The organism is Zobellella sp. DQSA1 (assembly GCF_041950555.1).
Taxonomy (GTDB): Bacteria; Pseudomonadota; Gammaproteobacteria; order Enterobacterales; family Aeromonadaceae; genus Oceanimonas.
In genome coordinates, this window is sequence record NZ_CP169531.1 from 1,956,411 (window position 1) to 1,983,080 (window position 26,670).

The following is a 26,670-nucleotide window of genomic DNA, read 5'->3' on the forward strand; positions in this document are numbered from 1 at the left end:
GGTTTTGTTCTGCGGTGTTCGGCTGCTTGGTTTACTAATTTTGTTGTTTTGGCTGCGTGTTTGTGCGCGAATTTGATCGGGGAGGGCTTGGTTTCGCCACGACAGGCGGACCGGGCACCGCCTGTCGGTGCCCGCTATTTTCAGACCGGTATCGGGCAAGGGGATAGATGAGGGTCTTCGGGGTGGGGACGGCTCCGTTTGGATTCGATTACGTCGCCGACGCCGCCTGGCCGGGGTTATACCGGTGACGGATCAGTGCTTGACCCAGCCCACGCAGGCCTTGGGCAGGACGGGACGCCAGGGTGCGCGCGGGCCGGCGGTGATCTCGCCGGCCTTGTCGTTGAGCCAGCCGGCCAGCTCCCTGCCGCAACCGGTGCCGGCCGGTACCGGCGCCTGGGGCTGGCAGCGGGCCTGGTCCTGGGGGCAACCCAGACGGACATGGAAATGGCTGGAATGGCCGAACCAGGGCCGGACTTTGCGAAGCCAGGGTGCCTCGTCATAGGCATGACACATGGCCTGCTTGATCAGCGGATGAACGAAGATACGGTCTACCCGGAGATCCTGGGCCGCCAGGGCGATCAACTGGCGCTGGTTGTCCTGGAAGTCGGCGGTCAGTACATAGTGACGGTGATCGACCATGTCCACTGCCGCTATGGTTTCCAGTTGCCGGGGCAGGGGATTGTCCGGCGGGCTGCGCAGCCAGATGTCCGCGTCCAGCCCGGTCTGGTGACTGCGGTGGCCATAGGCGAAGGGCCCGCCCCGCTGCATGGCGATATCGCCCACCAGCATGGGCGGCAGCCCGGCCTGGCTGACCTTGTGTCCCAGATCCTGCAGGTAGTGGATCATCTGCGGCTGGCCGTAGTAGCGCTGCCGTTCGCTTCTGATCACATAAAACCCGGGGCCGTTGCCGGGCAGGGCGCGGGCATTCATCTGACAGCCGGCGGAATAGCCGCCGATGGCCTGGGCCCAGAGCGCACCCGGCAGCAATAACAAGAGCCAGCACCATTTCACCATCTGCGTATTTCCTCCTCTGCGATAAGAGTCATTATTTATGGCCGGCGCTTTTTTTGCTAGGGTTGTCACCCTTTTGAATGACGGAACAAGATGATGACAGTGCAGCGATTACCCCTGCAACAGGTGCTCGAGCGCCCCCTGGAATTCGTGCTGTATCCGCCCGCGGTGCGCTTCTATCTCACCCACGGCCTGGTGCTGCTGGCCAGCCTGGCCGCCGTGACCATGGCCCTGTGGGACGGCCGGGATGGCTTCGGCCTTATCCATTGGGTCGGCGTGATCTTCGGTGGTGTCGTGCTGCTGATGAGCCTGTGGCCGCCGAGCTGGAGCCGGCAGCGGCTGATCAACCTGGCCTTCGACGCCGAGCGTCTCTATATCGTCAACGGCGTCGGCAAGGTGGCCATGGCGCTGCCCCGGGAGCGGGTGCAGGCGGTGAACCGGGGCAAGCTGCCCGGTCATGACGGCGCCATTATCGCCTTTACCCTGGACTTGTCCCTGAGCGAGCAGGAACTGCTGCAAATCAACGACGCCCTGGGCGCCCAGGTAGAGGATCGTTTCAAGCTTGACGATCACCGCTATCGCTTCGGTTTCGTCGGCAACTGGCAGCCCAGGCGCCAGTTGCTGGAAACCATAGCGGTACTGGCGCCGGTGGTGGTCATCGACACCAGGGACGAGCCGGCCAGGGACGAGGATGACGACTGGGACGATTGAGTCTTCCCTGCCTTTGCTATACTGGCCGGGTAGCCATCCAGAAAGGAGTCCCTCGCGATGCGTAAACTCGGTCCCGCCGCCATCCCCAAGCCGGCCTTCGACCTCTACGACCAATACGCCCATGGCCTGATCGACCGACGCCAGTTCATGACCGGTCTGGCCAGGGTGGCGGTGGGCGGCGTGACCGCCGCCGGCCTGTTCGCGGCCCTCAGGCCCGACTATGCCCGGGCCCAGCAAGTGTCCTTCACCGATCCGGATATCCTGGCCAGCTACCGGGAATTCGATGCCCCCGAGGGCCATGGCAAGGGCCGGGGCTATCTGGTGCAGCCTCGCAATCCTTCATCCCCGCCGGGCCTGGTGCTGGTGGTGCACGAGAATCGCGGCCTCAACCCCTATATCGAGGACGTGGCCCGGCGCCTGGCCAAGGCCGGTTTTATCGCCTTCGCGCCCGATGCGCTCTTTCCGCTGGGCGGCTATCCGGGCAACGACGATGACGGCCGGACCCTGCAACAGCAACTGGACGGCGACAAGATCGCCGCCGACTTCGCCGCCGCCGCCCGCTTCCTGCAACCGCTGGAAGGGGGCAACGGTAAACTCGGGGTGGTGGGCTTCTGCTTCGGCGGCTTTATCGCCAACAAGCTGGCCGCCGAGCTGCCCGGGTGGGTCGCCGCCGCCGTGCCCTTCTACGGCATGCCGCCGGCGTTGGACAAGGTGGAGGACATCCAGGCTGCCTTGCTGGTGCAGATGGCCGAGGACGACGCGCGCATCAACGCCGCCTGGCCGGATTATGAAGCGGCCCTGAAACGCCACGGCGTACGCTACCAGGCCTACCAGTACCCGGGCACCCAGCACGGTTTTCACAACGATTCCACCCCCCGCTACCACCCCGAGGCGGCGGAGCTGGCTTGGTCCCGCACCCTGGTGTTCTTCACCGAGCATCTGGTGGGATAGGACCAGAGACCTCCTGACCGCGGTCGTTTGCCGACGAGCCGTCGGCAGGCGCCGTTTTTCCGGGGCCTTCCAGCAGCAGGGTCAACAGGCCGGCCAGCGCCACCGCCACGCCGACCCACATGGGGGACAGCAGGCTGTAGCCCTGGTCCAGTACCAGGCCGCTGGCAAAGCTGCCGAACATGATGCCCAGCGTGATCACCGAGGCATGAACGGTATTGACCAGCGGGCGTTCGCCATGAGGAAGCTGCATGACTCGGCTGACCATGGCCGGGTTCATGCTGACGCCCACCAGCCCGAGGCCGATCACGGCCGCTATCACCATCCACGAGTGGTGGATAAAGAGCGCCAGCAGTGCCAGGAACAGGATTTGCAGTACCAACCCGACGGCCAGGAGCAGGATGTTCCGTCTGCCGGCGAGCATGGCCACCAGGTGGTTGCCGATCAGCATGGCGATGCCATAGACGAAGAGCAGCAGGGAGACGCTGCCGCCGGCAAAGCCGGCCACCTGGGTGAGGATGGGCACGAAGTAGCTGAAGGCGGCATAGGTGGCGCCTATCACACAGAAGCTGGTCGAGTAGACGTACCAGAGCCGCCGGTTGTGGAATACCGCCAGTTCCTGGGCCAGGCCTATCCTCGCCGTGGCGGGCAAGGCCGGCAGCAGGAGGGCACTGCACAGGACGCCCAGCAGGGCCAGGACCACCACCAGCCAGAAGCTGGCGCGCCAGCCGTAGTGTTCCCCCACCAGGCTCGCCAGGGGGAGTCCCAGTATGGTGCCCACCATGATCCCGGCCAGGACGATGGCCACCGCCCGGATGGCGAGGCCGGGAGGGACGAGGCGGCCACAGATGCCTATCGCGATACCGAAGAAGGCACCGGAAACGGCGCCGGTGACAAGCCGTGAGACCATCAGCAGCCCGTAGGTGTCGGACAGGGCCCCCAGGCTTTCCCCCAGTATGAAGATGGCGTAGAGCAGGTAGATTGCCCGCTTGGGAGGCTGGGCGCCGAGCAGCAGTGTCAGCAGCGGGCCGCCGATTGCCATGGCGGCGGCATAGAGGGAAACCAGGTAGCCCACCTGCGGGATACCGAGGCCCAGATCCTGGGCCATGAGGGGCATCATGCCCAGGACCTGCAGCTCGCAGCTGATCATGGCGAAGATACCGAAGGCCAGCAAATAAACCGAAACGGGAATGGAAGAGGGGTGTTGCTTGGGCATGTATTGTACCTGTTGTTGGTTGTCACGACACTTGCGACAGTATTTCTTATGATTTAAGTTTTATTAATTCCTTAAAATTGATTTCAGAGATGACTTTAATCATGGATCTGAATGCGGTCCGCCAGTTTCTCAAGGTGGCCGAGTGCCAGAGTTTTACCGAGGCGGCGCTGCAACTCGGGGTGACCCAGTCCGGGGTGTCCCGCGCCATCAGCCGGCTGGAGCAACAGCTGGGAGTACGCTTGCTGCACCGCAATACCCGGGGGCTCGGCCTGACACCGGATGGCATGCTGTTCTACGAGCGTAGTGCGCCATTGGTGGGGGGGCTGGAGGAGCTGAGAAGACAGTTGCAGGATCGCCGCTGTTCTCCTTCGGGAGTGCTGAAGATCAGCGCGCCGTCGGCCTTCGGTCGGGTGGCGCTGATGCCGATACTGGCCCGGCTGCTCGAACGCCATCCGCAGTTACAGGTCGACATGGTGATGACGGACCGGATGGTTGAACTGGTGGATGAGGGCTTCGATGCCGTGTTGCGCACGGGGGCCATAGGGGATCAGCGTCTTATCGCCAGGCCTCTGGCCCCCCTCGACTGGGTGACCATTGCCTCCCCTGATTATCTTTCACGGCGGGGCATACCCGAACATCCCCGCGAGCTGGTGGCCCATAACTGCCTGCGGGTGCGCAGCCAGCATACGGGGCGGGCTGACAGCTGGCACTTTGCCGAGTCGGGCAGGGTCTGCAAGGTCGAGGTCGAGGGTAACCTGGTGTTTGACCATGGCGATCCCTTGCTGGACGCCGCCCGCCAGGGGGTGGGCATTGTGCAGGTGATGGCGTTCTACGCCCGGGAGGCCCTCGCCAGGGGTGAAGTACAAGCCGTTCTTGCCGGCTTCACGCCTCCGGCACGCCCGCTCTCCCTGGTCTATCAGCCTTCAAGACAGCATTCGGCCAAGCTGCAGGTACTGAAAGACGCCTTGCTTCAGCACTGGGGAGCCAGCGAATGATGCCGCGCCGGCCTGGGCCGGGGCGGCGATATGGGGCGTTGGGGCGGTAGATGCGGGGCCGGCGGGTTGCGTGGCCCCTGTTTGGGTTTGACCATGGTGCACCTCCTGCCGTCAGTATGGCAGCAAGGCGCGGGTTCAGCGCAGGAAGGGGTTGTGCAGCCGCTCCTGGCCCAGGGTGCTTTCCGGGCCGTGGCCGGGCACGAAGGTGATATCGTCGCCGAGCGGCAGCAGGGTGTGCAGTATGCTGTCTATCAACTGCTGGTGGTTGCCCCGGGGAAAGTCGGTGCGGCCGATGCTGCCGTGAAACAGCACATCGCCCACGAAGGCCAGCCGTTGGGCCCGGTGCAGCAGCACCACGTGGCCCGGGGTATGGCCGGGGCAGTGATGGACTTCGAGGTGTTCCTCGCCGACGGTGACGCTGTCGCCCTGCTCGAGCCAGCGGTCGGGGGAAAAGCCCTTGACCGGGGGGAAGCCGAACATCTGTGCCTGTTGCGCCAGGGCCTCTATCCAGAAGGCGTCTTCCCGCTTGGGGCCGATGATCGGCACCCCGGTCTTTTCCTTCAGCTCGCCGGTGGCACCCACGTGGTCCAGGTGACCGTGGGTGAGCAGTATGCTGTCCAACTCGAGGCCACGCTCCGCCACCGCCGCCAGCAGCCGCTCGGTCTCGCCCCCGGGGTCGATCAGCGCGGCCTTGCGGCTCTGGCTGCACCAGACGAGACTGCAGTTCTGGGCGAAGGGGGTGACCGGCAGGGTGATTCGTTCAAGCATGCTGTGTTCCGCTTTTAACATAATGAATGGGTGGGCGTAGTATCCGCATGGTGTCGGCGGGCCAGCCAGTCGGCCAGTTCCCCGGCGTCGCCGCGCTTGACCACGCGCGCTTCTTTCTCGGCCAGATGGCGGCGGTAGATGGGATCGTAGTAGCGCTCCAGCAACTCGGTGATCCACGCCTGGTGGCCGTCGCTGCCCAATCCCTGGGACTGCCCGGCCAGGGCCTCGTCCATGATGGCGGAGAGCCGGCGCCACTCCCGGTCGCCCAGGCGCTTGTAGAGGCGCTGGAGGCCGCCCTGCAGGTAGTCGCCGAGGCGGACTAGGTCGTTGCCGAAGCGGAGCTGCATCAAATCCACGTAGTCGTGCTGAATTTGCCGCACCCGCTGCTCGAAGGGCACCTCCAGTACCAGCAGCGGCGACTGCTGCATCCGCTGGTAGAGCGGCAGGGGCAGGGGGCAGCGGCCGATCATCGCGCTTTCGTCCTCCACCAGCCAGGGGCCGATGCCGGCCCGGCGCTGTCTGATCCGGGCGATGGCCAGCCGGTTTTCGAAGTCGATGGGCGAGGGCTGGGGCTCGCCCCAGTGGCCGAAGCTGGAGCCGCGATGATGGGCGTAGGCTTCCAGATCCAGGGCCAGGGGGGTTCGGCTGAGCCAGTCGGTCTTGCCGCTGCCGGTCAGGCCGGCCAGCACATAGCCGGGGGTGGCGAAGCCCAGCTCAATCTCCCGCAGCAGGTGCCGGCGCAGGGCCTTGTAACCGCCCTCCACCCGGGGGACGGGGCGGCCGGCATCATGCAGCCACTGCTGCACCGTCTGGCTGCGCAGGCCGCCGCGAAAGCAGTAGATGACGCCTTGGGGGTGGGTGTCGAGCCAGGCCAGCCAGGCCTGTATCCGCCGCTCGCGGACTTCGCCGGACACCAACCGGTGGCCGAGGGTGATGGCTGCCTGTTGGCCCTGTTGCTTGTAGCAGGTGCCGACCCGGGCCCGCTCGTCGTCGGTCATCAGCGGCAGGTTGGTGGCCGAGGGAAAGGCGCCCTGGGTGAATTCCACCGGGGCGCGTAGATCCAGCATGGGTATCCCTTCGCCCAGCAGCATATCGTAATCGGTCGTCAGTTCAGTCACCGCTTACCTCGATGCGATGGGCGCCGGGCGCATCGAGCTGGCCGATGGGGGCGAGCTCGAGATCATGGCGCCGGGCCAGGGCCAGGAAGTCGGGCTCGGCTCCGGGGCGTACCGCCACCAGCAGGCCGCCGCTGGTCTGGGGATCGCACAGTATGTGCTGCTGGCGCGGGCTGAGTGGGGCCAGCTTGTGGCCGTAGGCGTCCAGGTTGCGCAGGGTGCCGCCGGGCACGGCGCCGGCCTGCAGGTAGTGATCCAGATTGGGCAGCAGGGGAATGGCGGCCATTTCCAGTTTGGCGCTGACATCGGCCCCTTCGCACACTTCCAGCAGGTGGCCCAGCAGGCCGAAGCCGGTGACGTCGGTCATGGCACTGACCCCCTCGAGGGCGGCGAAGTCCTGGCCCGGCTTGTTGAGCCGACACATCACCTCGGGTGCCAGTTGGCTGTCTTCCTCGCGCAACAGCCCCTTCTTCTGGGCGGTGGAGAGGATGCCGATGCCGAGCGGCTTGGTGAGATAGAGGCGATCGCCGGCGCTGGCGGTGTCGTTGCGCTTGACCCGCGCGAGCGGCACCTGGCCGGTGACCGCCAGCCCGAAGATGGGCTCGGGCGCGTCTATGCTGTGGCCGCCGGCAAGCGAAATGCCGGCGTCATGGCAGGCCTGGCGGCCGCCGTCGATCACCTGCTGGGCCACTTCCGGCGGCAGCAGGTTGACCGGCCAGCCGAGGATGGCGATGGCGACGATGGGGGTACCGCCCATGGCGTAGATATCGCTGATGGCGTTGGTGGCGGCGATGCGGCCGAAGGTGAAGGGGTCGTCCACTATCGGCATGAAGAAATCGGTGGTGGAGATGATGCCCATGCCGTTGCCGATGTCGACCACGGCGGCGTCGTCCCGGCTGGCGTTGCCCACCACCAGGCGGGGATCGGCGAAGGCGGGCAACTGGCTGTGCAGTATGGTGTCGAGCACCTTGGGCGAGATCTTGCAGCCGCAGCCGGCGCCGTGGCTGTATTGGGTTAGGCGAATGGGGTCCACTGCGGATTCCTTGGTGATAAACGCAAAGTGCTAATAGTAACGGTTAGACTGCCTGGCTGACAAACCTTCGGGCTTACCTTGGCAGGCAACAGCGGCGTCAAAACAGGCGGATAAAGGGAACGGCTCCGCCGACCGTCACATGCCATGGATGGCATGTGCGAGCGTACAGGGATGTATTCACAGCGTGTCGGCGAGCCGTTCCCTTTGGCCTACTTCTACGATCATGACAATGACGGCGTCATCAAGCCGAGGGGCCGCAGGCGGCCCCTGGCCGTTACCAGGCCTTGACTACCAGCCCCTTGAGGTAGTGGCCTTCCGGATAGGCGGTGCCGATGGGGTGGTCGGCGGCCTGGTTGAGCCGCTCCAGGATCTGGGCGTCGCGGCCGGCGTCGAGGGCGGCGTCCGCCACTATCTTCTGGAACAGATCCGAGGTCATCAGTCCGGAGCAGGAGAAGGTGAGCAGCACGCCGCCCGGGTTGAGCAACTGGAAGGCCAGCATGTTGATGTCCTTGTAGCCGCGGCAGGCGCCGTTGAGCTGGGCCTTGCTCTCGGCGAACTTGGGCGGGTCCAGCACGATGACGTCGAAGCGCTGACCCTGCTCCCGGTAGTCGCGCAGCAGTTTGAACACGTCCGCCTGCTCGAAGCGGGCGCGACTCAGATCCAGGCCGTTCAGCTCGGCATTCTGGCGGGCGAGGGCCAGGGCCGACTCGGACACGTCGGCGTTGATCACTTCGCTGGCACCGCCCTTCAGGGCATAGACGCCGAAGGTGCCGGTGTAGCTGAAGCAGTTCAGCACCCGCTTGTCCCGGCAGTAGCGGCCGGCGATACGGCGGTTGTCCCGCTGGTCGAGGTAGAAGCCGGTCTTGTGGCCGTTTTCCACGTCCACCAGGATGCGTACCCCGTTGTTTTCCTCTATGACCACCGGCTGGGCGGGCAGTTGGCCCGCCAGCAGGCCCTTGCGCTCCTTCAGGCCTTCCTTCTTGCGCACCGCCACGTCGGAGCGCTCGTAGATGCAGGTATCCGGGTACAGCCGCGTCAGCGCCTGGACGATGGCCTTGCGCCAGCGCTCGGCACCGGTGCTGAGCAACTGGCACACCACCACCTCGCCGTAGACGTCGATGGTGACGCCGGGCAGGCCGTCGGATTCGGCGGCACATAAGCGGTAGCCGGTGAGCCCCTGCTCCTCGATAAGCGGCTGGCGGCTGTCCCGGGCCCGGCTCAGCCGGCGCAGGAAGAAGGCCTCGTCCACGGCTTCGTTTTGATCGAAGGTCCATACCCGGGCGCGGATCTGGGACTGGGGCGAGTAGAAGCCCCGGCCCAGCCATTGGCCATTGTGGCTCAGGATGTCGACGGTGTCCCCGGCGTTGGGCTGGCCCTGTACCTTGTCGATGGCACGGGAAAACACCCAGGGGTGACGGCGCAGGAGGGACTTTTCCCGTCCGGCGATAAGGCTAATGGCTGCGGTCATAGGCTGGTGCTGCTAAATATAAAGGGCCACAATTCTAGGGGGCGACGCGGTAAAACACAAACGAGGAGCCGGTATCATGGGCGAGATGGCGAAAAAAATCCGGGTCAGCGGTGTGGTGCAGGGGGTGGGCTTTCGCTTCTACACCCAGCGCGAGGCGGAGAAACTGGGGCTTCGGGGCTATGCCCACAACCTGCCCGACGGCCGGGTGGAGGTGGTGGCCGAAGGGGAGGCCGGCCAGGTGCAACGGCTGGTGGACTGGCTGAAGGTGGGGCCGAGTAGCGCCCTGGTCGAGGATATCGAAGTGGAAGAGGTGGCGCCGGGCCACCATCGGGGGTTCGAGACCGGCTGAGCCGGGCTTTCAGACTGCTGACAAACCTTCGTATTACTCTGTGGTCACTCCGCTAAGGCGGGAGTCCAGTGCAATATGTCATGGATCTCCGCCTTCGCAGAGATGACCGCTGTTAAACAGCGGCGTTTACAGAAAAATGTAAAAGCCCGGTAGTACCGGGCTTGTTCGATAACATTTAGCTTCCAGCCGTCGTCAGGCTTTCAGCTGGGCATCCAGCTCTTCGATTCTGGCTTGCCAGATGGCGGGGCCGGCCACGTGGGCGTTGTTGCCCTCGGCGTCCACCGCCACGGTGACCGGCATGTCTTCCACCTCGAATTCGTAGATGGCTTCCATCCCCAGGTCTTCGAACGCCAGCACCCGGGCTTTCTTCACCGCCTTGGCTACCAGGTAGGCGGCGCCGCCCACGGCCATCAGGTACACCGCCTTGTGGCGCTTGATGGACTCGACGGTGGCCGGGCCGCGCTCGGCCTTGCCCACCATACCCATCAGGCCCGTCTGCTCCAGCATCATGTCGGTGAACTTGTCCATGCGGGTGGAGGTGGTGGGGCCGGCGGGACCCACGGCCTCGTCGCCGATGGCATCGACCGGGCCCACGTAATAGATGAAGCGATCCTTGAAGTCGACCGGCAGTGCCTCGCCGTTGTTGAGCATCTCCTGGATGCGCTTGTGGGCGGCGTCGCGGCCGGTGAGCAGCTTGCCGGACAGCAGCACGGTCTCGCCCATCTTCCACTGGGCGACGTCGTCGCGGGTCACGGTGTCCAGGTTGACCCGGCGCACATTCTCGCCCACTTCCCAGGTCACTTCCGGCCAGTCTTCCAGTTTCGGCGGGGTCAGCTCGGCGGGGCCGGAGCCGTCCAGGTGGAAGTGCACGTGGCGGGTGGCGGCGCAGTTGGGGATCATCACCACCGGCTTGGAGGCGGCGTGGGTGGGAGCGGACTTGATCTTGATGTCCACCACCGTGGTCAGGCCGCCGAGGCCTTGGGCGCCGATGCCGAGCTTGTTGGCCTTGTCGAAGATTTCCAGACGCAGTTTTTCCTCGGTGGTCTCGGCGCCGCGCTCGATCAGATCGTGGATGTCCACCGGATCCATCAGGGCTTCCTTGGCCAGCACCGCGGCCTTCTCGGCGGTGCCGCCGATGCCGATGCCCAGCATGCCGGGCGGGCACCAGCCGGCGCCCATGGTAGGCAGGGTCTTCAGTACCCATTCGACGATGTCGTCGGAGGGGTTGAGCATCACCATCTTGGACTTGTTCTCGGAGCCGCCGCCCTTGGCGGCGATGGCCACCTCGACATGGTCGCCGGGCACCATGTCGATATGCACCACGGCGGGAGCATTGTCCTTGGTGTTCTTGCGGGCACCGGCCGGGTCGGCGACGATGGAAGCGCGCAGGGGATTATCGGGATTGTTGTAGGCGCGGCGTACCCCTTCGTCTACCATTTCCTGTACCGTCAGGTCGCTGTCCCATTGCACCTGCATGCCGATCTTCACGAAGCAGGTGACGATGCCGGTATCCTGGCAGATGGGCCTGTGGCCTTCGGCGGACATGCGCGAGTTGATCAGGATCTGGGCGATGGCGTCCTTGGCGGCCTGGCTCTGTTCTTTCAGGTAGGCTTTTTCCAGGGCCTGGACGAAATCCAGCGGGTGGTAGTAGGAGATGTACTGTAGGGCGTCGGCAACGGAGTCGATAAAGTCCTGCTTCTTGATAATGCTCATGGCTTCCTCATGGGTTATCGGCATTGGCTCTGTGTTGTTATAAGCCCCGCTATGATACGCTTAGCGCCCCCCGGCTGCCAGCCTGAGCCTCAAGCCGGATGCCAAAACTGTCGAGTGGATTACATTAATGGGACCGCGTTTGCACATTCACAGCCAGCCGTTCTCCGGCTCGGTGCATGACTTCTTTTCTCCCGTCGCCGAATTGCCCTGGGCCATGTTGCTGGAGTCGGCCGCCGCCCACCGGGCCGACAGCCGCTTTCATATCATCAGCGCCGCGCCCCTGGCCACCCTGGTCACTCGGGGAGAGCAAACGGTGATCGATCATCAGGATCGAAGCCAGATCTCGACCGCTTCCCCCTTCACCCTGTTGAAGGAATGGCAGCAGCGGCTGCTGGGCGAGGTGAGCCTGCCGGAGCCGTGGCGCCATCTGCCCTTTGCCGGCGGGGCCTTGGGGCTGTTCGGTTACGATCTGGGGCGGCGGCTGGAGCGGCTGCCGAGCCTTGCCGTCAACGAACTGGCCACTCCGGACATGGCGGTGGGCCTTTACGATTGGGCCTGGATTATCGATACCCGGGAACAGCTGGCCCATCTGCTGGTGCTGGGCGACAAGGCTGCGCTCGAAGCCCGGCTGGACTGGTGGCGGCAATGGCGGGAGCGGGTGGCGCTGCCCTTTCATCTGACCGGTCCCTGGCGGGCCAACCAGTCCCAGGCCCAATATGAGTCCAACTTCGATCGGGTACAGGCTTATCTGGCCGCCGGTGACTGCTATCAAATCAATTTGACGGTGCGCTTCGACGCCCCTTTCGAGGGCGATGCCTGGGCCGCCTATCGCCACCTGAGCGAGCACAACCAGGCGCCTTTTTCCGCCTTTCTGCAACTGCCCGAGGGGGCGGTGCTCAGCCTGTCGCCGGAGCGTTTCATCGCCCTCGAGGGGCGGCGGGTCGAGACCAAGCCGATCAAGGGCACCCGACCCCGGGGGGCCGATGAGGCCGAGGACCGGCGGCTGGCCGACGAGCTGGCATCGGCTCCCAAGGACAGGGCCGAAAACCTGATGATAGTGGATCTGCTGCGCAACGATATCGGCCGGGTGTGCGTGCCCGGCTCGGTGCGGGTGCCGGCCTTGTTCGCCATCGAATCCTTCCCGGCGGTACATCACCTGGTGTCGACCATCACCGGCGAGCTGCCCCCCGGGCTCGGCGGATCCGAACTGCTGGCGGCTACCTTTCCCGGCGGCTCCATCACCGGCGCTCCCAAGATCCGGGCCATGGAGATCATCGAAGAGCTGGAGCCTCATCGCCGCCACGGCTACTGCGGCAGCATCGGCTACCTCAGCACCCACGGACGCATGGACACCAGCATCACCATCCGTACCCTGCTGGCGGAGCGGGGGCGTTTCTACTGCTGGGCCGGCGGCGGTGTGGTGGCTGACTCCGAGGCCGGCTCCGAATACCAGGAGTTGTTTGATAAACTGGGCAAGATACTACCGGTGCTGGAAAAACTATGACCCGGGACGAGCTCGTGACCCGCCTCAACCTGCTGCCGCCGTTGCCGGATCCGGTTCTGCCGGCTCAGGCGCGGCCGGCGGCGGTGTTGATGCCGCTGGTGGAAGGTGCGCAGGGACTGGAGCTGGTGTTCACCCGGCGCAGTCGGTGGCTGCGGCATCATCCGGGCCAGGTCAGTTTTCCCGGCGGGCGGGTGGATGAGGGCGATCCCAGCCTATGGTTTACCGCCCTGCGCGAAAGCGAGGAAGAGATCGGGCTGGAGCCCGGCCGCTGCCGTCCCCTGGGACGGTTGCGGGCGCAATATACGGTGTCCGGATTCGCGCTTACGCCCTTTGTCGGCCTGGTCGAGGGGCAGCCGCGCTTTATCCTGAATCCCGCCGAGGTGGACGAGGTGTTCCAGGTGCCGCTCGGCTACCTGCTCGATCTCGACCGCCACTATCTGTATCGCCTGTACCGTCGCGGCCGGATGCATACCGTCTGCTTCATTCCCTGGAATAACACCTGGATCTGGGGAGTGACGGCCGCCGTCATCCATCAGTTGGCCCAGCAGATCGCCCGTTGACGGGCGATCCCGCTCACAGATCCCACTTCCTCTGTTCCCGCCATTAAAAAACTGTTGGGTTAAAACTCAAATAATTCTACAATCATTCAATATAAGTTGAATGATTGCGTTCAGCCCTGTTGTACTTCGGAGTGTTCCCATGATCAGTGTGTTCGACATGTTCAGTATCGGCATCGGCCCTTCTTCCTCCCATACCGTGGGTCCCATGCGGGCGGCGCACGCCTTTGTGGCGAGCCTGGCGGAGCAGGGTACCCTGACCCGGGCCACCCGGGTCGAGGTCGAGTTGTTCGGCTCCCTGGGCCAGACCGGCATCGGTCACGGTACCGGCAAAGCCGTGATCCTGGGATTGGGGGGCTTCGACCCGGAAAGCGTGGACGTGGACATGATCCCGGGTTTCCTGGCCGAGGTGGACACCAGCCAGCGCATCCTGCTCAACCAGCAGCATGCGGCGGAATTTCCCCGCAGCGGCGCCATCGTCTTCCATCGCCGCAAGACCCTGCCCCTGCACAGTAACGGCATGACCTGCCGGGTGTTCGAGGGAGACTCGGTGCTGGCCGAGCAGTCCTACTATTCCATCGGCGGTGGTTTTATCGTCAAGGCGGAGGAATTCGCCGAGACCAAGGCCGGCGCCCAGGCCCAGGCCACTTCCAGACCGGCGCCCTATCCGTTCAAGAGTGCCGCCGAGCTGCTGCGCCTGTGTCAGGAGAACGGCATGTCCATCAGTGGCCTGATGATGGCCAACGAGAAGGTGAACCGCTCCGAGGAAGAAATCGTCCGCGGCCTGCGGGAGATCTGGGGCGTGATGCAGGCCTGCGTCAAGCGCGGCTGCAAGACCGAGGGCATACTGCCGGGCGGACTCAAGGTCAAACGCCGCGCCCCGGCTCTCCATCGCCGGCTGACCAGCGAGTCCCAGTACAACAAGGATCCCCTGAGCGTGATGGAGTGGGTGGATCTCTTCGCCCTGGCGGTGAACGAGGAAAACGCCGCCGGCGGCCGGGTGGTGACGGCGCCCACCAACGGCGCCGCCGGCATTATTCCCGCCGTGCTGCACTACTACGACAAGTTCGTGCAACCGGTGGATGATGACGCCCTGGTGCAGTATTTCATGACCGCCGCCGCCATCGGCATCCTGTACAAGGAAAACGCCTCCATCTCCGGTGCCGAAGTGGGTTGCCAGGGCGAGGTGGGCGTGGCCTGCTCCATGGCCGCCGGCGCCCTGACCGCGGTGGTGGGCGGCACCATAGAACACGTGGAAAACGCCGCCGAAATCGGCATGGAGCACAACCTGGGGCTGACCTGCGACCCGGTCGGCGGCCTGGTGCAGGTGCCCTGCATCGAGCGCAACGCCATGGGCGCGGTCAAGGCCATCAATGCCAGCCGCCTGGCCCTGCGCGGCGACGGCGAACACAAGGTGTCGCTGGACAAGGTGATCAAGACCATGCGCGACACCGGCATGGACATGAAGACCAAATACAAGGAAACCGCCCGCGGGGGACTTGCGGTCAATATCATCGAATGCTGACGGCTGGAAGCGATAAGAGACAAAAAAGCCCGGGTTCCCGGGCTTTTTGACTTCCAGCTTATTTCACCCGCATGCCCGGCTGGGCGCCGGCCTGGGGTTCGAGGATCCACAGATCCTTGCCGCCGGGGCCGGCGGCCAGCACCATGCCTTCACTCATGCCGAAGCGCATCTTGCGCGGGGCCAGGTTGGCGACCATGACGGTGAGCTTGCCTTCCAGATCCTCCGGCTTGTAGGCGGACTTGATACCGGCGAACACCTGGCGGGTCTCGCCGCCCAGATCCAGCTGTAGCTTCAGCAGTTTGTCCGCTTCCGGCACCGTTTCCGCCTTCTTGATCAGCGCCACCCGCAGGTCCACCTTGGCGAAGTCATCGAAGCTGATGGTCTCGCCGATAGGGTCCTCGGCCAGGGGGCCGCTGGGCTTGGCGGCCTGCTCGGCAGCCAGATCTTCCCGGGAGGCTTCCACCATGGCGGCCACCTTGTCGGCCTCGATACGGTTGAACAGGGCGCTGAACTTGTTGACCCTGTGGGCCAGCAGCGGCTGCGCCACCGTATCCCACTCCAGGCGGGTGTCGAGGAAGGCCTCGGCCCGCTCGGCCAGTTTTGGCATCACCGGTTTGAGGTAGGTCAGCAGTACCCGGAACAGGTTGATGCCCATAGAGCAGATGGCCTGCAGCTCGGCGTCCTTGCCTTCCAGCTTGGCCACCACCCAGGGGGCCTTGTCGTCCACATAGCGGTTGGCCTTGTCGGCCAGGGCCATGATCTCGCGGATGGCACGGCCGAATTCCCGCTGCTCGTAATACTGGCCGATGCGCTCGGCGGCCTGGGCAAACTCTGCGTACAGGGTGGGCTCGGCGCACTCGGCGGAAAGCTGTCCGTCGAAGCGCTTATTGATAAAGCCGGCGTTGCGGGAGGCCAGGTTGACCAGTTTGTTGACCACGTCTGCATTCACCCGGGCCACGAAGTCGTCCAGGTTCAGGTCCAGATCGTCGATGCGGCTGGACAGCTTGGCGGCGTAGTAGTAGCGCAGGCACTCGGGATCCAGGTGGTTGAGGTAGGTATCGGCCTTGATAAAGGTGCCCTTGGACTTGGACATCTTGGCACCGTTGACGGTGACGTAGCCGTGCACGAAGATGTTGCTGGGCTTGCGGAAACCGCTGCCCTCGAGCATGGCCGGCCAGAACAGGCTGTGGAAGTAGACGATGTCCTTGCCGATAAAGTGGTACAGCTCGGCGTCGCTGTCCGCTTTCCAGTAGTCGTTGAAATCGAGGTTGCCCTGGCGGTCGCAATAGTTCTTGAACGAGCCCATGTAGCCGATGGGGGCGTCCAGCCATACATAGAAGTACTTGCCGGGGGCGTCGGGGATCTCGAAGCCGAAGTAGGGGGCGTCGCGGGTGATGTCCCACTGCTGCAGCCCGGCCTCGAACCATTCCTCGAGCTTGTTGGCCATTTCTTCCTGCAGGGCGCCGGAGCGGGTCCAGGCCTTGAGCATGCCCTCGAACTGGGGCAGGTCGAAGAAGAAGTGCTCGGTGTCCTTCATCACCGGGGTGGCGCCGGACACCGCCGAGCGCGGGTTGATCAGTTCCGCCGGGGTATAGGTGGCGCCGCACACCTCGCAGTTGTCGCCGTACTGATCTTCCGCCTTGCAGCTGGGACAGCTGCCCTTGACGAAACGGTCCGGCAGAAACATGTTTTGTTCGGGATCATACAACTGGGAAATGGTACGGCTCTGGATAAAGCCGTTGGCCTTGAGTTTGCCATAGATCAGTTCGGCGAATTCGCGGTTTTCCGGGCTGTGGGTGGAGTGGTAATTGTCGAAACTGATATTGAAGCGATCGAAGTCGGCTTTGTGCTCCTGCTGCACCGCGGCGATCATCTGCTCGGTATCCAGACCCAGTTGCTGAGCCTTGAGCATGATGGGGGTGCCGTGGGCGTCGTCGGCGCAGATAAAATGGATTTGATGGCCACGCATTCGCTGATAACGAACCCAGATATCGGCCTGGATGTGCTCCAGCATATGACCAAGGTGGATAGAGCCGTTGGCATAGGGGAGGGCGCAGGTGACAAGTATCTTACGTGGATCGGTAGCCATAATTTCCATTTTGTTGAGTCAATTACGTGGGACTGAGCATGTTACCCGAGTTTTTTCTGTTATACACTCCCCGACCGCTTTTTCCCCTTTTTAACCGGTTTGAGCAGGGAGTATGACATGACACAGGCTTGTCTGATTGCGGATATCGGCGGGACCAACGCCCGTTTTGCGCTGGTGGAGCCGGGGACCCTGGTCCCCCGGGACATCCGGGTGCTGGCGGTGAGTGCCCATGGGGACATCGAGCAGGCCATCCGCCATTACCTGGCCGAGGTGGGCCAGCCGCTGGAGGCGGTGAAACGGGCCTGTCTGGCCATTGCCTGCCCGGTGGAGCAGGACCGCATCGAGATGACCAACAGCGGCTGGAGTTTTTCGCGGGCGGCCCTGGGTCGGGCGCTGGGATTGGATGAGCTGCGCGTCATCAACGACTATACCGCCCTGGCCCACAGCCTGCCGCACCTGGCGGAGCAGGAACGGCGCAAGGTGGGCGGTGGTGCGGCCCGGCCCGGTTTCCCCGTTGCCCTGCTCGGCCCGGGCACCGGCCTGGGAGTGGGAGGCCTGGTCCATGGCCGGCCCCTGGTTACCGAAGGGGGCCACGTGGATTTTGCGCCCGGTGATGAAGTGGAGCTCGCCATATTGCGCCACCTCTGGCACCGGTACGAGCATGTGTCCGCCGAGCGGCTGCTGTCGGGCATGGGCCTCGAGAACATCTACCAGGCTCTGTGCGACTACCATGGCGAGACGGCGGATGCTTATAGCGCCGCCGACATCGGCCGCCATGCCCTGGCCGGCAGCGACGAGCGCTGTGTCGAGAGTGTGGCGCGCTTCTTCGCCATACTGGGGGCGGTGGCCGGCAACCTGGCCCTGACCATGGGCGCCCTGGGCGGCGTCTATATCACCGGTGGCATGGTGCCGCGCATGACCGAGCTGTTCGCCGAAAGCCACTTCCGTGAGCGCTTCGAGGCCAAGGGCCGGTTCCGGGGCTACCTGGAAGGCATCGGCACCTGGGTGGTGATAGCCGAGCAGCCCGGCCTGCTGGGTTCTGCCGCCGCCCTGCTGGCCGAGGAGGCCGGTGCATGAGCGAGTGGGCCGGACGTCATATCCTGGTGGTGGACGATGACGAGGAAATCTGCGCCCTGCTGAAGTCCTACCTGGAGCGCAGCGGTTTCAAGGTGAGCTCCCTCAACAGCGGCGAGCGGTTGCTGCAGGCGCTGGAGCTGGTGTCGCCGGACATGCTGATCCTGGACGTGATGATGCCCGGCGAGGACGGTTTCACCCTGTGCAGCCGGGTGCGCAAGGTCTCCCAGGTGCCCATCATCATGCTCACCGCCTCGGCGGACGAGAGTGACCGCATCATCGGCCTGGAGCTGGGGGCGGACGACTATGTGCCCAAGCCGTTCAGCCCGCGGGAGCTGCTGGCGCGAATCAAGGCGATCTTCCGGCGGGTGGGTGGCGTGATGCCGGGCGGCCATCATCGCTATTACTGTTTCGCCGGCTGGCAGCTCGATACGGTCAACCGCAGCCTGACCAACCCCCAAGGTGAGGAGCATGCCCTCTCCGGCGCCGACTATACCCTGCTGCAGCTGTTCCTGGAGCGGCCGGGCGAGGTGCTGAGCCGGGACGATCTGCTGGGCCTGACTCGGGGCCGGGAAGCCAACCCCTTCGATCGCAGCATCGACGTGCAGCTCAGCCGCTTGCGCCAGCGGCTGGGGGAGGACGCCAAGGATCCCCATATCATCAAGACGGTGCGCGGCGCCGGCTATGTGCTGGCGGTGGCGGTGGAGCTGAAATGAAGCGCTGGCGGAGTTGGCCCAACTCCCTGTTCGGGCGCATGTCGCTGGTGATGATACTGGGGGTGGTGCTGGCCCAGGTGGTCAGCAACGCGGTCTGGGTGCAGCAGCTCAACAAGGACAAGGTCGAGTCGGCGGCGCGCATGGCCGAAGAACTGGCCGACAGCGTGGCCTCCACCGTCAACTTCTTCCGCGCCCTGCCGCGCAACTACCAGCACCTGGTGCTGTCCCAGCTCAGGGACATGGGGGGAACCCGCTTCTTCGTGTCCCTCAACCGGGAGTTCATCCATATCCAGGACATTCCCGACTCCCCCATCAAGGCCATCGTCACCCGTCGCTTCGAGCAGGAGCTGCGCCGGCGCCTGGGCGGGGACCTCGAGCTGCACATAGGGGTATCCCATCCCCAGACCCTGCATGTGTACAAGAACGATGTGCGGCTGCTGGACCTGCCCGCCCGCTGGGCCCAGCAGAGCCAGATCCACGATCCGGACGCGCCGCCTATCCTGGTGATGCAACTGGCCATGGGCGAGGGCGACTGGCTCTACCTGGCGGCACTGTTGCCTGACCGGACCCTGCTGGCGCCGACTTCCTACCTGGACGGCGAACGGCTGCTGTTCCTCACCCTGCTGGTGCTGGTGCTGCTGCTGGCCGGTGCCCTTGCCTTTCGCTGGCTCAACCGGCCCCTGCGCCGCCTGGGCCGGGCCGCCGAGCGGCTGGGGCGAGGCATGGAGGTGGCCAAGCTGGACGAGAGCGGCCCGCGGGAGATTCGCGCTACCGCCCGTGCCTTCAACCTGATGCAGGACCGGATAAGCCGCTTTATGGCCGATCGGGAGCGACTGTTCTCGGCCATTTCCCACGATCTCAAGACGCCCATCACCCGGCTGCGGTTGCGCGCCGAGTTGCTCGACGACGACCTGGCGAGGGTCAAGTTCGAGCAGGATCTGCTGGCACTGGAGCAGATGGTGAAGGGCGCGCTCGACTGTGCCCGGGGCACCGATATCCGCGAGCCGGTGACCCGGGTCGATCTCTTCGCCCTGTTGCAGGAATTGTGCGACGACGCCGGCCTGATGGGGGCCGAGGTCAGCCTGCAGGGGCTGGCGCCGTCCCCCTTTCACGGCAAGGTGCTGGCGCTCAGGCGCTGCTTCGGCAACCTGATCGACAACGCGGTGTTCTACGGTCGCTCGGCGGAGGTGACCCTCACCGAGGACGGGGGCTGGCTGGAGGTGCAGATCAGCGACCAGGGCCCGGGCATCCCCGAGGCGGCCCTGGAGCTGGTGTTCGAGCCTTATTACCGGCTGGAGTCCTCCCGCAGCCGCCATACTGGCGGTACCGGCCTGGGGCTCAGCATCGCCCGTAACATAGTGCACGCCCACGGCGGCGAGCTGAGCCTGGCCAACCGGGCCGGGGGCGGCCTGGTGGTGTCGGTGCGGTTGCCGAAGGGCAGCGGCTGAAGTGTGATCTCTGTGTTAATAAAATCAGGATTTATTAACACTTTGTTACAATTGTTTTCCTTATGTAACCCAAGCGCCTTCGCCGTCGTGCTTTAATTCGGGGGTGGCTCCAGGTGGGAGCCTGCCATTGAGTGAAACCACAAAAGGGAACCCCAATGAAACTGTTACGGAAATCCATTCTCGGTGTGATGTTAGGCGGTATGCTGGCCCCGTCGGCCTGGGCGGGCAACGTGGAGGTGCTGCATTTCTGGACCTCGGGCGGCGAAGCGAGGTCGGCGGCCGTGCTCAAGGAACTGCTGGAGGCGGAAGGCCACAGTTGGGAAGATTTTGCGGTGGCCGGCGGCGGTGGCGAGAGCGCCATGACGGTGCTCAAGTCCCGGGCCGTGTCCGGCAACCCGCCCAGCGCCGCCCAGATCAAGGGACCGGACATTCAGGAATGGGCCGAACTGGGGTTCCTCGCCAACCTGGAAACGGTGGCCCGCCAGGGTGGCTGGGATGAGCTGCTGCCCAAGGTGGTGGCGGACGTGATGCGCCACGACGGCCACTATGTGGCGGTGCCGGTGAATGTGCACCGGGTCAACTGGCTGTGGGCCAATCCGGCGGTGTTCGAGCGGGTCGGGGCCGAGGTGCCGGCCACCTGGGACGAATTTATCGTGGTGGCCGACCAGCTGAAGGCGGCCGGCGTCACCCCCCTGGCCCACGGCGGCCAGGCCTGGCAGGACGCCACCCTGTTCGAGACGGTGGCACTCGGCAAGGGCGGGGTCGACTTCTACCGCAAGGCCCTGGTCGAGCACGACGACGCCACCCTGTCCGGCCCGCAGATGGTGGAGGTGCTGACCCTGTTCAAGCAACTGCGCAATTATATCGACGCCGATGCCCCGGGACGGGACTGGAATATCGCCACCGCCATGGTGATCAACGGGGATGCCGCCATGCAGGTGATGGGCGACTGGGCCAAGGGCGAGTTCAGCGCCGCCGGCCAGGTGGCGGGCCAGGACTACCTGTGTGTGGCCGCGCCCGATACCCGGGATGCTTTTACCTTCAACATCGACAGCTTCGCCATGTTCGAGCAGCGCAACGACGACGACATCCAGGCCCAGAAGGATCTGGCACGCCTCATCATGGAGCCGACTTTCCAGGAAACCTTCAACCTCAACAAGGGCTCCATCCCCACCCGCACCGGCATGCCCCGGGACAAGTTCGACAGTTGTGCCCACCTGTCGATGGACGATTTCGTGCGCACCGCGGAACAGGACAGCCTGGTGCCGAGCATGGCCCACGGCATGGCCACCACTTCCGCCATCCAGGGGGCCATCTATGACGTGGTGACCAACTACTTCAACAGCGCCTCCATGAGTGCCGAAGATGCGGCCCGGCAGATGGCCCGGGCGGTCAAGGCCGCCATCTGAGCCCGGCGGGCGGGCCCTTGCCCGCCCGCCGTCTTCCGGTCTTATCTCAGGGATTTGACATGACCAAGTATTCCATGACCCGGGCCCTGCCTCGGGGAGAGGCCCCTGCCTGCGCCGGCGGTGGGGCGGTGGACCGGCTGCAGCGCTGGCTGCCCAGGCTGGTGCTGGGGCCGACCATGATCACCACGGTGCTGTTCGTGTACGGCTTCGTGGCCTGGACGGTGCTGCTGTCCTTCACCTCGTCCCGTTTCCTGCCCAAGTACGATTTCGTGGGCTGGCTGCAGTACCAGCGGCTGCTGGACAACGATCGCTGGAGCGTGGCCTCGCTCAATATCCTGATCTTCGGGGGGCTCTTCATCCTGATCTGCCTCGCCATCGGGGTGTTGCTGGCGGTGCTGCTGGATAGGCAGATCCGCGCCGAGGGTGCCATCCGCACCGTTTTTCTTTATCCCATGGCGCTGTCCTTTATCGTCACCGGCACCGCCTGGAAATGGGTACTGAACCCGGGGCTGGGGCTGGAGAAGCTGGTGCGGGACTGGGGCTTCGAGTCCTTCACCTTCGACTGGCTGGTCAACCCGGACATGGCCATCTACACCCTGGTGATCGCCGCCGTCTGGCAGTCGTCGGGTTTCGTGATGGCGCTGTTCCTGGCCGGGCTGCGTGGGGTGGACAACGACATCATCAAGGCGGCCCAGCTCGACGGCGCCGGTCTGTTCACCATCTACCGGCGTATCATACTGCCCTACCTGCGGCCGGTGTTCTTCAGCGCCTTTATCATCCTTTCCCATATCGCCATCAAGAGCTTCGATCTGGTGATGGCGCTGACCGGCGGTGGCCCCGGTTATGCTACCGATCTGCCGGCCACCTTTATGTACACCACCGCCTTCAGTCGCGGCCAGATGGGCCTGGGCTCGGCCAGCGCGGTGATGATGCTGGGGGTGGTGCTGGCGATACTGGTGCCTTATCTGTATTCCGAACTGAGGGGGAAACGTCATGGTTAAAGCCGCTGCCAATCCCGTCGCCCGGGGGCTGCTGTATGGCGTGCTGGGCCTGGCGATGCTGTTCTATCTGTTGCCGCTGCTGGTGATGGTGCTGACCTCGTTCAAGAGCATGGCGGACATCCGCGGCGGCAACCTGCTGGCGCTGCCGGAAGTCTGGGTGCTGGAGGCCTGGGCCAAGGCCTGGGGTAGCGCCTGCACCGGGGTGAGTTGCGAGGGGGTGAAGCCCTATTTCTGGAACTCCTTCGCCATCACGGTGCCGGCGGTGCTGATCTCCACCCTGCTCGGCTCCCTCAACGGTTATGTGCTGACCAAGTGGCGTTTCCGGGGCTCGGAATTTTTCTTCGGCGCCATGCTGCTGGGCTGCTTCATCCCCTTCCAGGTGGTGATACTGCCCATGGCCCAGACCCTGGGCTGGCTGGGGCTGGCGAACACCATTCCGGGTCTGGTGTTCGTGCACGTGGTCTACGGCATGGCCTTCACCACCCTGTTTTTCCGCAACTTCTACGTGGCGGTGCCGACCGAGCTGGTGAGCGCGGCGCGCATCGACGGGGCCGGTTTCTTCCGCATCTACTGGCGCATCATTCTGCCGGTGTCGGCGCCCATCTTCGTGGTGACCGTCATTTGGCAGTTCACCCAGGTGTGGAACGATTTCCTGTTCGGGGTGGTGTATTCCGGCGGCAATACCCAGCCGGTCACGGTGGCGCTGAACAACCTGGTGAACAGCTCGACCGGGGTGAAGGAATACAACGTGGACATGGCGGCGGCGATGATAGCGGCGTTGCCGACCCTGCTGGTGTATGTGCTGGCGGGCAAGTATTTCGTGCGCGGCCTGACCGCCGGCGCGGTGAAGGGCTAAGTGACGATCGCTGTAACGCGGTGCCAGCCGATCCAAGGGACAACTCCGCCGACACGCCGTAAACCCATCCATGGGGGGCTCGACGGCGCCATCCCTGGCGCCAAGGGTCGGCGGAGTTGCCTCCTTGGCTCGTCATCTGGACAAGGAGGCGGCTGTTCGACAGCGACGCGGCAATATATTGAAGAGGACGCCATCATGGCAGCATTGGCAATTGAGAATGTAAAGAAAAGCTTCGGCGACACCCAGGTGCTCAAGGGCATCGATATCGAGATCAAGGACGGGGAGTTCCTGATCCTGGTGGGGCCTTCCGGCTGCGGCAAGTCGACCCTGATGAACGCCATCGCCGGGCTGGAGGAGGTGACGTCCGGCGATATCCGCATCGGCGAGCGGCTGGTCACCGGCCTGCAGCCCAAGGACAGGGACATCGCCATGGTGTTTCAGTCCTATGCGCTCTACCCGAGCATGACGGTGCGCGACAACATCGCCTTCGGCCTGGAGATCCGCAAGGTGCCCAGGGCCGAACGGGAGCAGGAGGTGCAGCGGGTGGCGGAGTTGTTGCAGATAAGCCACCTGCTCGATCGCAAGCCGTCCCAGCTCAGTGGCGGCCAGCGCCAGCGGGTGGCCATGGGACGGGCGCTGGCGCGCCGGCCCAAGATCTACCTGTTCGACGAGCCGCTCAGCAACCTGGACGCCAAGCTGCGGGTGGAGATGCGCACCGAGATCAAGAAGCTGCATCAGCGCCTGGGCACCACCATCGTCTATGTGACCCACGATCAGATAGAGGCGATGACCCTGGCGGACCGCATCGCGGTGATGAAGGACGGTATCGTCCAGCAGTTCGGTACCCCGCGCGAGATCTACGAGAACCCGGTGAACATGTTCGTGGCCGGCTTCATGGGCTCGCCGGCGATGAATTTCCTGCGCGGCGAGCTGGTGGCGGGTGAGCAGGGGCTGGGGGTGCAGGTGCTCAACGGCGATGGTGAGGCCTTCGTCTTCCCCCTGGAGCCGGACACCCAGGACCTGAGCGGCCGGCTGGGCCAGGAGGTGGTGCTGGGCATCCGTCCCGAGCACCTGACCCAGGTGATCCCTCATCAGCAAGGGCTGGCGCAGGTGTGCCGCTTCCGGGCACGGCTGGAAGTGGTCGAGCCGACCGGGCCCGATACCCTGGTGGAGGTGCAGCTCAACGGCCAGGGCGTCAACTGCCGGGTACACCCGGCCGAGGCGGGCCGGGCCGGTGAGAGCATGGCGCTGATGGTGGACATGAGCAAGGCGGTACTGTTCGACCCGGCGACCGAACAGCGGTTGTTGTAAGACCTTCAGCTACTCTAATCCCCTTTACAGCCCGGGCCGGCGTTTCGCCGGCCCGGGCTTTTTGGTAGAGTGCAGGGCAGATTCCCTATCAGGCGAAACAGCATGAATAACGAACAGATTAGCGCCCGGCTTGCGCAATTCAGGCCGTTGCACTGGGCCCAGGATCCGGTCAGTGCCGGTTTTGTGCGTGGCATCAGCCTGGAACGGGACGAACTGGTCATCAGCCTGGTGCTGCCTTTCGCCGAACTGGCGGTGGAGACGGCGCTGAGAGATCTGGACGCCGAACTGTGTACCCTGAGCGGTGCTCGTTCGGTGCGCTGGCAGTTGCGTGTCGACGTGGCCACCCTGGCCCGGTCCAACGAGGTCCAGGGTGTGGCCGGGGTGCGCAATATCATCGCCGTCTCCTCCGGCAAGGGCGGGGTCGGCAAGTCCACCACCGCGGTCAACCTGGCGCTGGCGCTCAAGCACCAGGGCGCCCGGGTCGGCATCCTGGATGCGGACGTCTACGGGCCGTCCATCCCCTTGATGCTGGGAGTGGCCGACGCCCGTCCGGAAAGCGACGACGGCAAGACCATGACGCCCATCGAGGTCCACGGCCTCAAGGCCAACAGCATTGGCTTTCTGGTCGCGGCGGACGACGCCACCATCTGGCGGGGGCCCATGGCCAGCAAGGCGCTGTCGCAGATCCTGCGCGAGACCCGCTGGGGCGAGCTCGACTACTTGGTGGTGGACCTGCCCCCGGGCACCGGCGACATCCAGATCACCATTGCCCAGCAGGTGCCCACCACGGCGGCCCTGGTGGTGACCACGCCCCAGAACGTGGCCCTGGCGGACGCGGTCAAGGGCATCAACATGTTCCGCAAGGTCAATATTCCGGTGCTAGGGGTGATCGAGAACATGAGCTACCACCAGTGCAGTGCCTGTGGCCACCGGGAAGCCCTGTTCGGCGAAGGGGGCGGGGTGCGGGTGTCGACCGAGCACCAGGTGCCCCTGCTCGGCCAGTTGCCGCTGGACGTGAACCTCTGTCGCCACATGGACCAGGGGACGCCCACGGTCGAGGCCGAGCCCGCAGGGCCGATCGCCAAGGCTTACCTGGACATTGCCGCGCGGGTGGCCGCCGGCCTGTATTTTACCGGCAAAACCATTCCCACCAGCCTCTATACCCGGCTGGTGTGACCCATTTTCATTTTCAGGTAACACCATGTCAGAACATCGCAGCTGCGTGATCATCGGTATCGCCGGTGCATCCGCCTCGGGCAAGAGCTTGATTGCCCAGACCATTTACAACGAGCTGATGGCGGAGCTGGATGCCGCCGAAATCGGGGTGATCAGCGAGGATTGCTATTACCGGGATCAGAGCCACCTGACCATGGATGAGCGGATAAAGACCAACTACGACCATCCCCGGGCCCTGGATCACGAGCTGCTGGCGGAACACCTGCGGGCCTTGGCCCGGGGGGAGGCGGTGGATATTCCCCAGTATTCCTATGTAGCCCATACCCGGACTTCGGAGAGCATCCATTTCCTGCCGAAGAAGGTGATCATCCTCGAAGGCATACTGCTGCTCACCGATCCGGCGCTGCGCGAGCTGATGGACGCCTCCATCTTTATGGACACCCCCTTGGACATCTGTCTTATCCGTCGGCTGCAACGGGACGTGGAAGAGCGCGGCCGCTCCATGGACTCGGTGCTGCAACAGTACCGGGAGACGGTGCGGCCCATGTTTCTGCAGTTTATCGAGCCGTCCAAGCAGCATGCGGACATCATAGTGCCACGAGGCGGCAAGAACCGCATCGCCACCGATATGATCAAGTCCCGTATCCGTCATCTGTTGATGGATTAATTACCGATTC

At 64.5% G+C, this 26,670-nt stretch carries 24 protein-coding genes; 16 read left to right on the forward strand and 8 right to left on the reverse strand.

Annotated elements, in window-relative coordinates; genetic code table 11:
- Positions 1-252 precede the first annotated feature (252 nt).
- The gene (gene mepA / locus ACEVBK_RS09395; RefSeq protein ID WP_375058338.1) at positions 253-1,014 is read right to left on the reverse strand and encodes a penicillin-insensitive murein endopeptidase; all 762 of its coding nucleotides are present in this window, start codon (positions 1,012-1,014) and stop codon (positions 253-255) included.
- Positions 1,015-1,104: 90 nt separating this feature from the next.
- Between mepA and ACEVBK_RS09400 the strand changes: the two genes are divergently transcribed.
- Together ACEVBK_RS09400 and ACEVBK_RS09405 are read left to right on the forward strand one after the other, a co-directional pair.
- Positions 1,105-1,722 carry a hypothetical protein gene (locus ACEVBK_RS09400; protein ID WP_375058339.1) on the forward strand — a complete coding sequence of 206 codons (618 nt, stop codon included), beginning with the start codon at positions 1,105-1,107 and terminating at the stop codon, positions 1,720-1,722.
- A 57-nt stretch (positions 1,723-1,779) separates the two neighbouring features.
- Positions 1,780-2,673, forward strand: a complete 894-nt coding sequence (locus ACEVBK_RS09405) for a dienelactone hydrolase family protein (RefSeq protein ID WP_375058340.1) — start codon at positions 1,780-1,782, stop codon at positions 2,671-2,673.
- Here ACEVBK_RS09405 and ACEVBK_RS09410 read toward each other — a convergent pair.
- A complete protein-coding gene (locus ACEVBK_RS09410) occupies positions 2,651-3,886 on the reverse strand; it encodes an MFS transporter (RefSeq protein WP_375058341.1) in 1,236 nt (411 codons plus the stop codon). The genes ACEVBK_RS09405 and ACEVBK_RS09410 overlap by 23 nt on opposite strands.
- A gap of 101 nt (positions 3,887-3,987) precedes the next feature.
- Between ACEVBK_RS09410 and ACEVBK_RS09415 the strand changes: the two genes are divergently transcribed.
- Complete coding sequence (locus ACEVBK_RS09415; RefSeq protein ID WP_375058342.1) at positions 3,988-4,881, forward strand: LysR family transcriptional regulator; 894 nt, start codon at positions 3,988-3,990, stop codon at positions 4,879-4,881.
- 135 nt (positions 4,882-5,016) lie between these two features.
- Here ACEVBK_RS09415 and ACEVBK_RS09420 read toward each other — a convergent pair whose 3' ends face one another.
- The 4 genes from ACEVBK_RS09420 to ACEVBK_RS09435 all read right to left on the reverse strand — a co-directional run bounded on the left by ACEVBK_RS09420 (position 5,017) and on the right by ACEVBK_RS09435 (position 9,265).
- Positions 5,017-5,649, reverse strand: coding sequence for an MBL fold metallo-hydrolase (locus tag ACEVBK_RS09420; protein WP_375058343.1), 633 nt, complete (start codon positions 5,647-5,649; stop codon positions 5,017-5,019).
- Between the two features lie 14 nt (positions 5,650-5,663).
- Positions 5,664-6,767 carry a tRNA 2-selenouridine(34) synthase MnmH gene (gene mnmH / locus ACEVBK_RS09425; RefSeq protein WP_375058344.1) on the reverse strand — a complete coding sequence of 368 codons (1,104 nt, stop codon included), beginning with the start codon at positions 6,765-6,767 and terminating at the stop codon, positions 5,664-5,666.
- Positions 6,760-7,797 (reverse strand): selenide, water dikinase SelD, encoded by a 1,038-nt coding sequence (selD, locus tag ACEVBK_RS09430; RefSeq protein ID WP_375058345.1) that lies wholly within the window; start codon positions 7,795-7,797, stop codon positions 6,760-6,762. Before selD ends, mnmH begins: the two co-directional genes overlap by 8 nt.
- 274 nt (positions 7,798-8,071) lie before the next feature.
- A complete protein-coding gene (locus ACEVBK_RS09435; protein ID WP_375058346.1) occupies positions 8,072-9,265 on the reverse strand; it encodes a class I SAM-dependent methyltransferase in 1,194 nt (397 codons plus the stop codon).
- 76 nt (positions 9,266-9,341) lie between these two features.
- On the opposite strand from ACEVBK_RS09435, the gene yccX reads away from it, so the two are divergent.
- Complete coding sequence (yccX, locus tag ACEVBK_RS09440) at positions 9,342-9,614, forward strand: acylphosphatase (RefSeq protein ID WP_375058347.1); 273 nt, start codon at positions 9,342-9,344, stop codon at positions 9,612-9,614.
- A 192-nt stretch (positions 9,615-9,806) separates the two neighbouring features.
- On the opposite strand, the gene ACEVBK_RS09445 is transcribed toward yccX, so the two are convergent.
- A complete protein-coding gene (locus tag ACEVBK_RS09445; RefSeq protein ID WP_375058348.1) occupies positions 9,807-11,327 on the reverse strand; it encodes a fumarate hydratase in 1,521 nt (506 codons plus the stop codon).
- Positions 11,328-11,454: 127 nt separating this feature from the next.
- Here ACEVBK_RS09445 and pabB point away from each other — a divergent pair, with 127 nt between their 5' ends.
- The 3 genes from pabB to ACEVBK_RS09460 all read left to right on the forward strand — a co-directional run bounded on the left by pabB (position 11,455) and on the right by ACEVBK_RS09460 (position 14,913).
- A complete protein-coding gene (pabB, locus tag ACEVBK_RS09450) occupies positions 11,455-12,831 on the forward strand; it encodes an aminodeoxychorismate synthase component I (RefSeq protein ID WP_375058349.1) in 1,377 nt (458 codons plus the stop codon).
- The gene (locus ACEVBK_RS09455; protein ID WP_375058350.1) at positions 12,828-13,391 is read left to right on the forward strand and encodes a CoA pyrophosphatase; all 564 of its coding nucleotides are present in this window, start codon (positions 12,828-12,830) and stop codon (positions 13,389-13,391) included. The genes pabB and ACEVBK_RS09455 overlap by 4 nt, the downstream gene beginning before the upstream one ends.
- Positions 13,392-13,530: 139 nt before the next feature.
- A complete protein-coding gene (locus ACEVBK_RS09460; RefSeq protein ID WP_375058351.1) occupies positions 13,531-14,913 on the forward strand; it encodes an L-serine ammonia-lyase in 1,383 nt (460 codons plus the stop codon).
- Positions 14,914-14,971: 58 nt separating this feature from the next.
- On the opposite strand, the gene metG is transcribed toward ACEVBK_RS09460, so the two are convergent.
- Complete coding sequence (gene metG / locus ACEVBK_RS09465; RefSeq protein WP_375058352.1) at positions 14,972-17,002, reverse strand: methionine--tRNA ligase; 2,031 nt, start codon at positions 17,000-17,002, stop codon at positions 14,972-14,974.
- A 117-nt stretch (positions 17,003-17,119) separates the two neighbouring features.
- Here metG and glk point away from each other — a divergent pair, with 117 nt between their 5' ends.
- From glk to udk, 9 genes are all read left to right on the forward strand, one after another.
- Positions 17,120-18,079: a glucokinase gene (gene glk / locus ACEVBK_RS09470; RefSeq protein ID WP_375058353.1), complete on the forward strand. Its 960-nt coding sequence runs from the start codon at positions 17,120-17,122 to the stop codon at positions 18,077-18,079.
- Positions 18,076-18,792: a response regulator gene (locus ACEVBK_RS09475; protein ID WP_375058354.1), complete on the forward strand. Its 717-nt coding sequence runs from the start codon at positions 18,076-18,078 to the stop codon at positions 18,790-18,792. The genes glk and ACEVBK_RS09475 overlap by 4 nt, the downstream gene beginning before the upstream one ends.
- A complete protein-coding gene (locus tag ACEVBK_RS09480; protein WP_375058355.1) occupies positions 18,789-20,240 on the forward strand; it encodes an ATP-binding protein in 1,452 nt (483 codons plus the stop codon). Before ACEVBK_RS09475 ends, ACEVBK_RS09480 begins: the two co-directional genes overlap by 4 nt.
- Positions 20,241-20,395: 155 nt before the next feature.
- Positions 20,396-21,649 (forward strand): ABC transporter substrate-binding protein, encoded by a 1,254-nt coding sequence (locus ACEVBK_RS09485; RefSeq protein ID WP_375058356.1) that lies wholly within the window; start codon positions 20,396-20,398, stop codon positions 21,647-21,649.
- Positions 21,650-21,708: 59 nt separating this feature from the next.
- On the forward strand, positions 21,709-22,650 hold the full coding sequence (locus ACEVBK_RS09490; RefSeq protein ID WP_375058357.1) for a carbohydrate ABC transporter permease: 942 nt from the start codon (positions 21,709-21,711) through the stop codon (positions 22,648-22,650).
- Positions 22,643-23,506 (forward strand): carbohydrate ABC transporter permease, encoded by an 864-nt coding sequence (locus ACEVBK_RS09495; protein WP_375058358.1) that lies wholly within the window; start codon positions 22,643-22,645, stop codon positions 23,504-23,506. The genes ACEVBK_RS09490 and ACEVBK_RS09495 overlap by 8 nt, the downstream gene beginning before the upstream one ends.
- A 195-nt stretch (positions 23,507-23,701) precedes the next feature.
- Positions 23,702-24,817: an ABC transporter ATP-binding protein gene (locus ACEVBK_RS09500; protein ID WP_375058359.1), complete on the forward strand. Its 1,116-nt coding sequence runs from the start codon at positions 23,702-23,704 to the stop codon at positions 24,815-24,817.
- Positions 24,818-24,919: 102 nt separating this feature from the next.
- Entirely contained in the window at positions 24,920-25,993 is a 1,074-nt protein-coding gene (apbC, locus tag ACEVBK_RS09505; protein WP_375058360.1) for an iron-sulfur cluster carrier protein ApbC, read from the forward strand.
- A 25-nt stretch (positions 25,994-26,018) separates the two neighbouring features.
- Positions 26,019-26,660 (forward strand): uridine kinase, encoded by a 642-nt coding sequence (udk, locus tag ACEVBK_RS09510; RefSeq protein WP_375058361.1) that lies wholly within the window; start codon positions 26,019-26,021, stop codon positions 26,658-26,660.
- Positions 26,661-26,670: the final 10 nt, after the last annotated feature.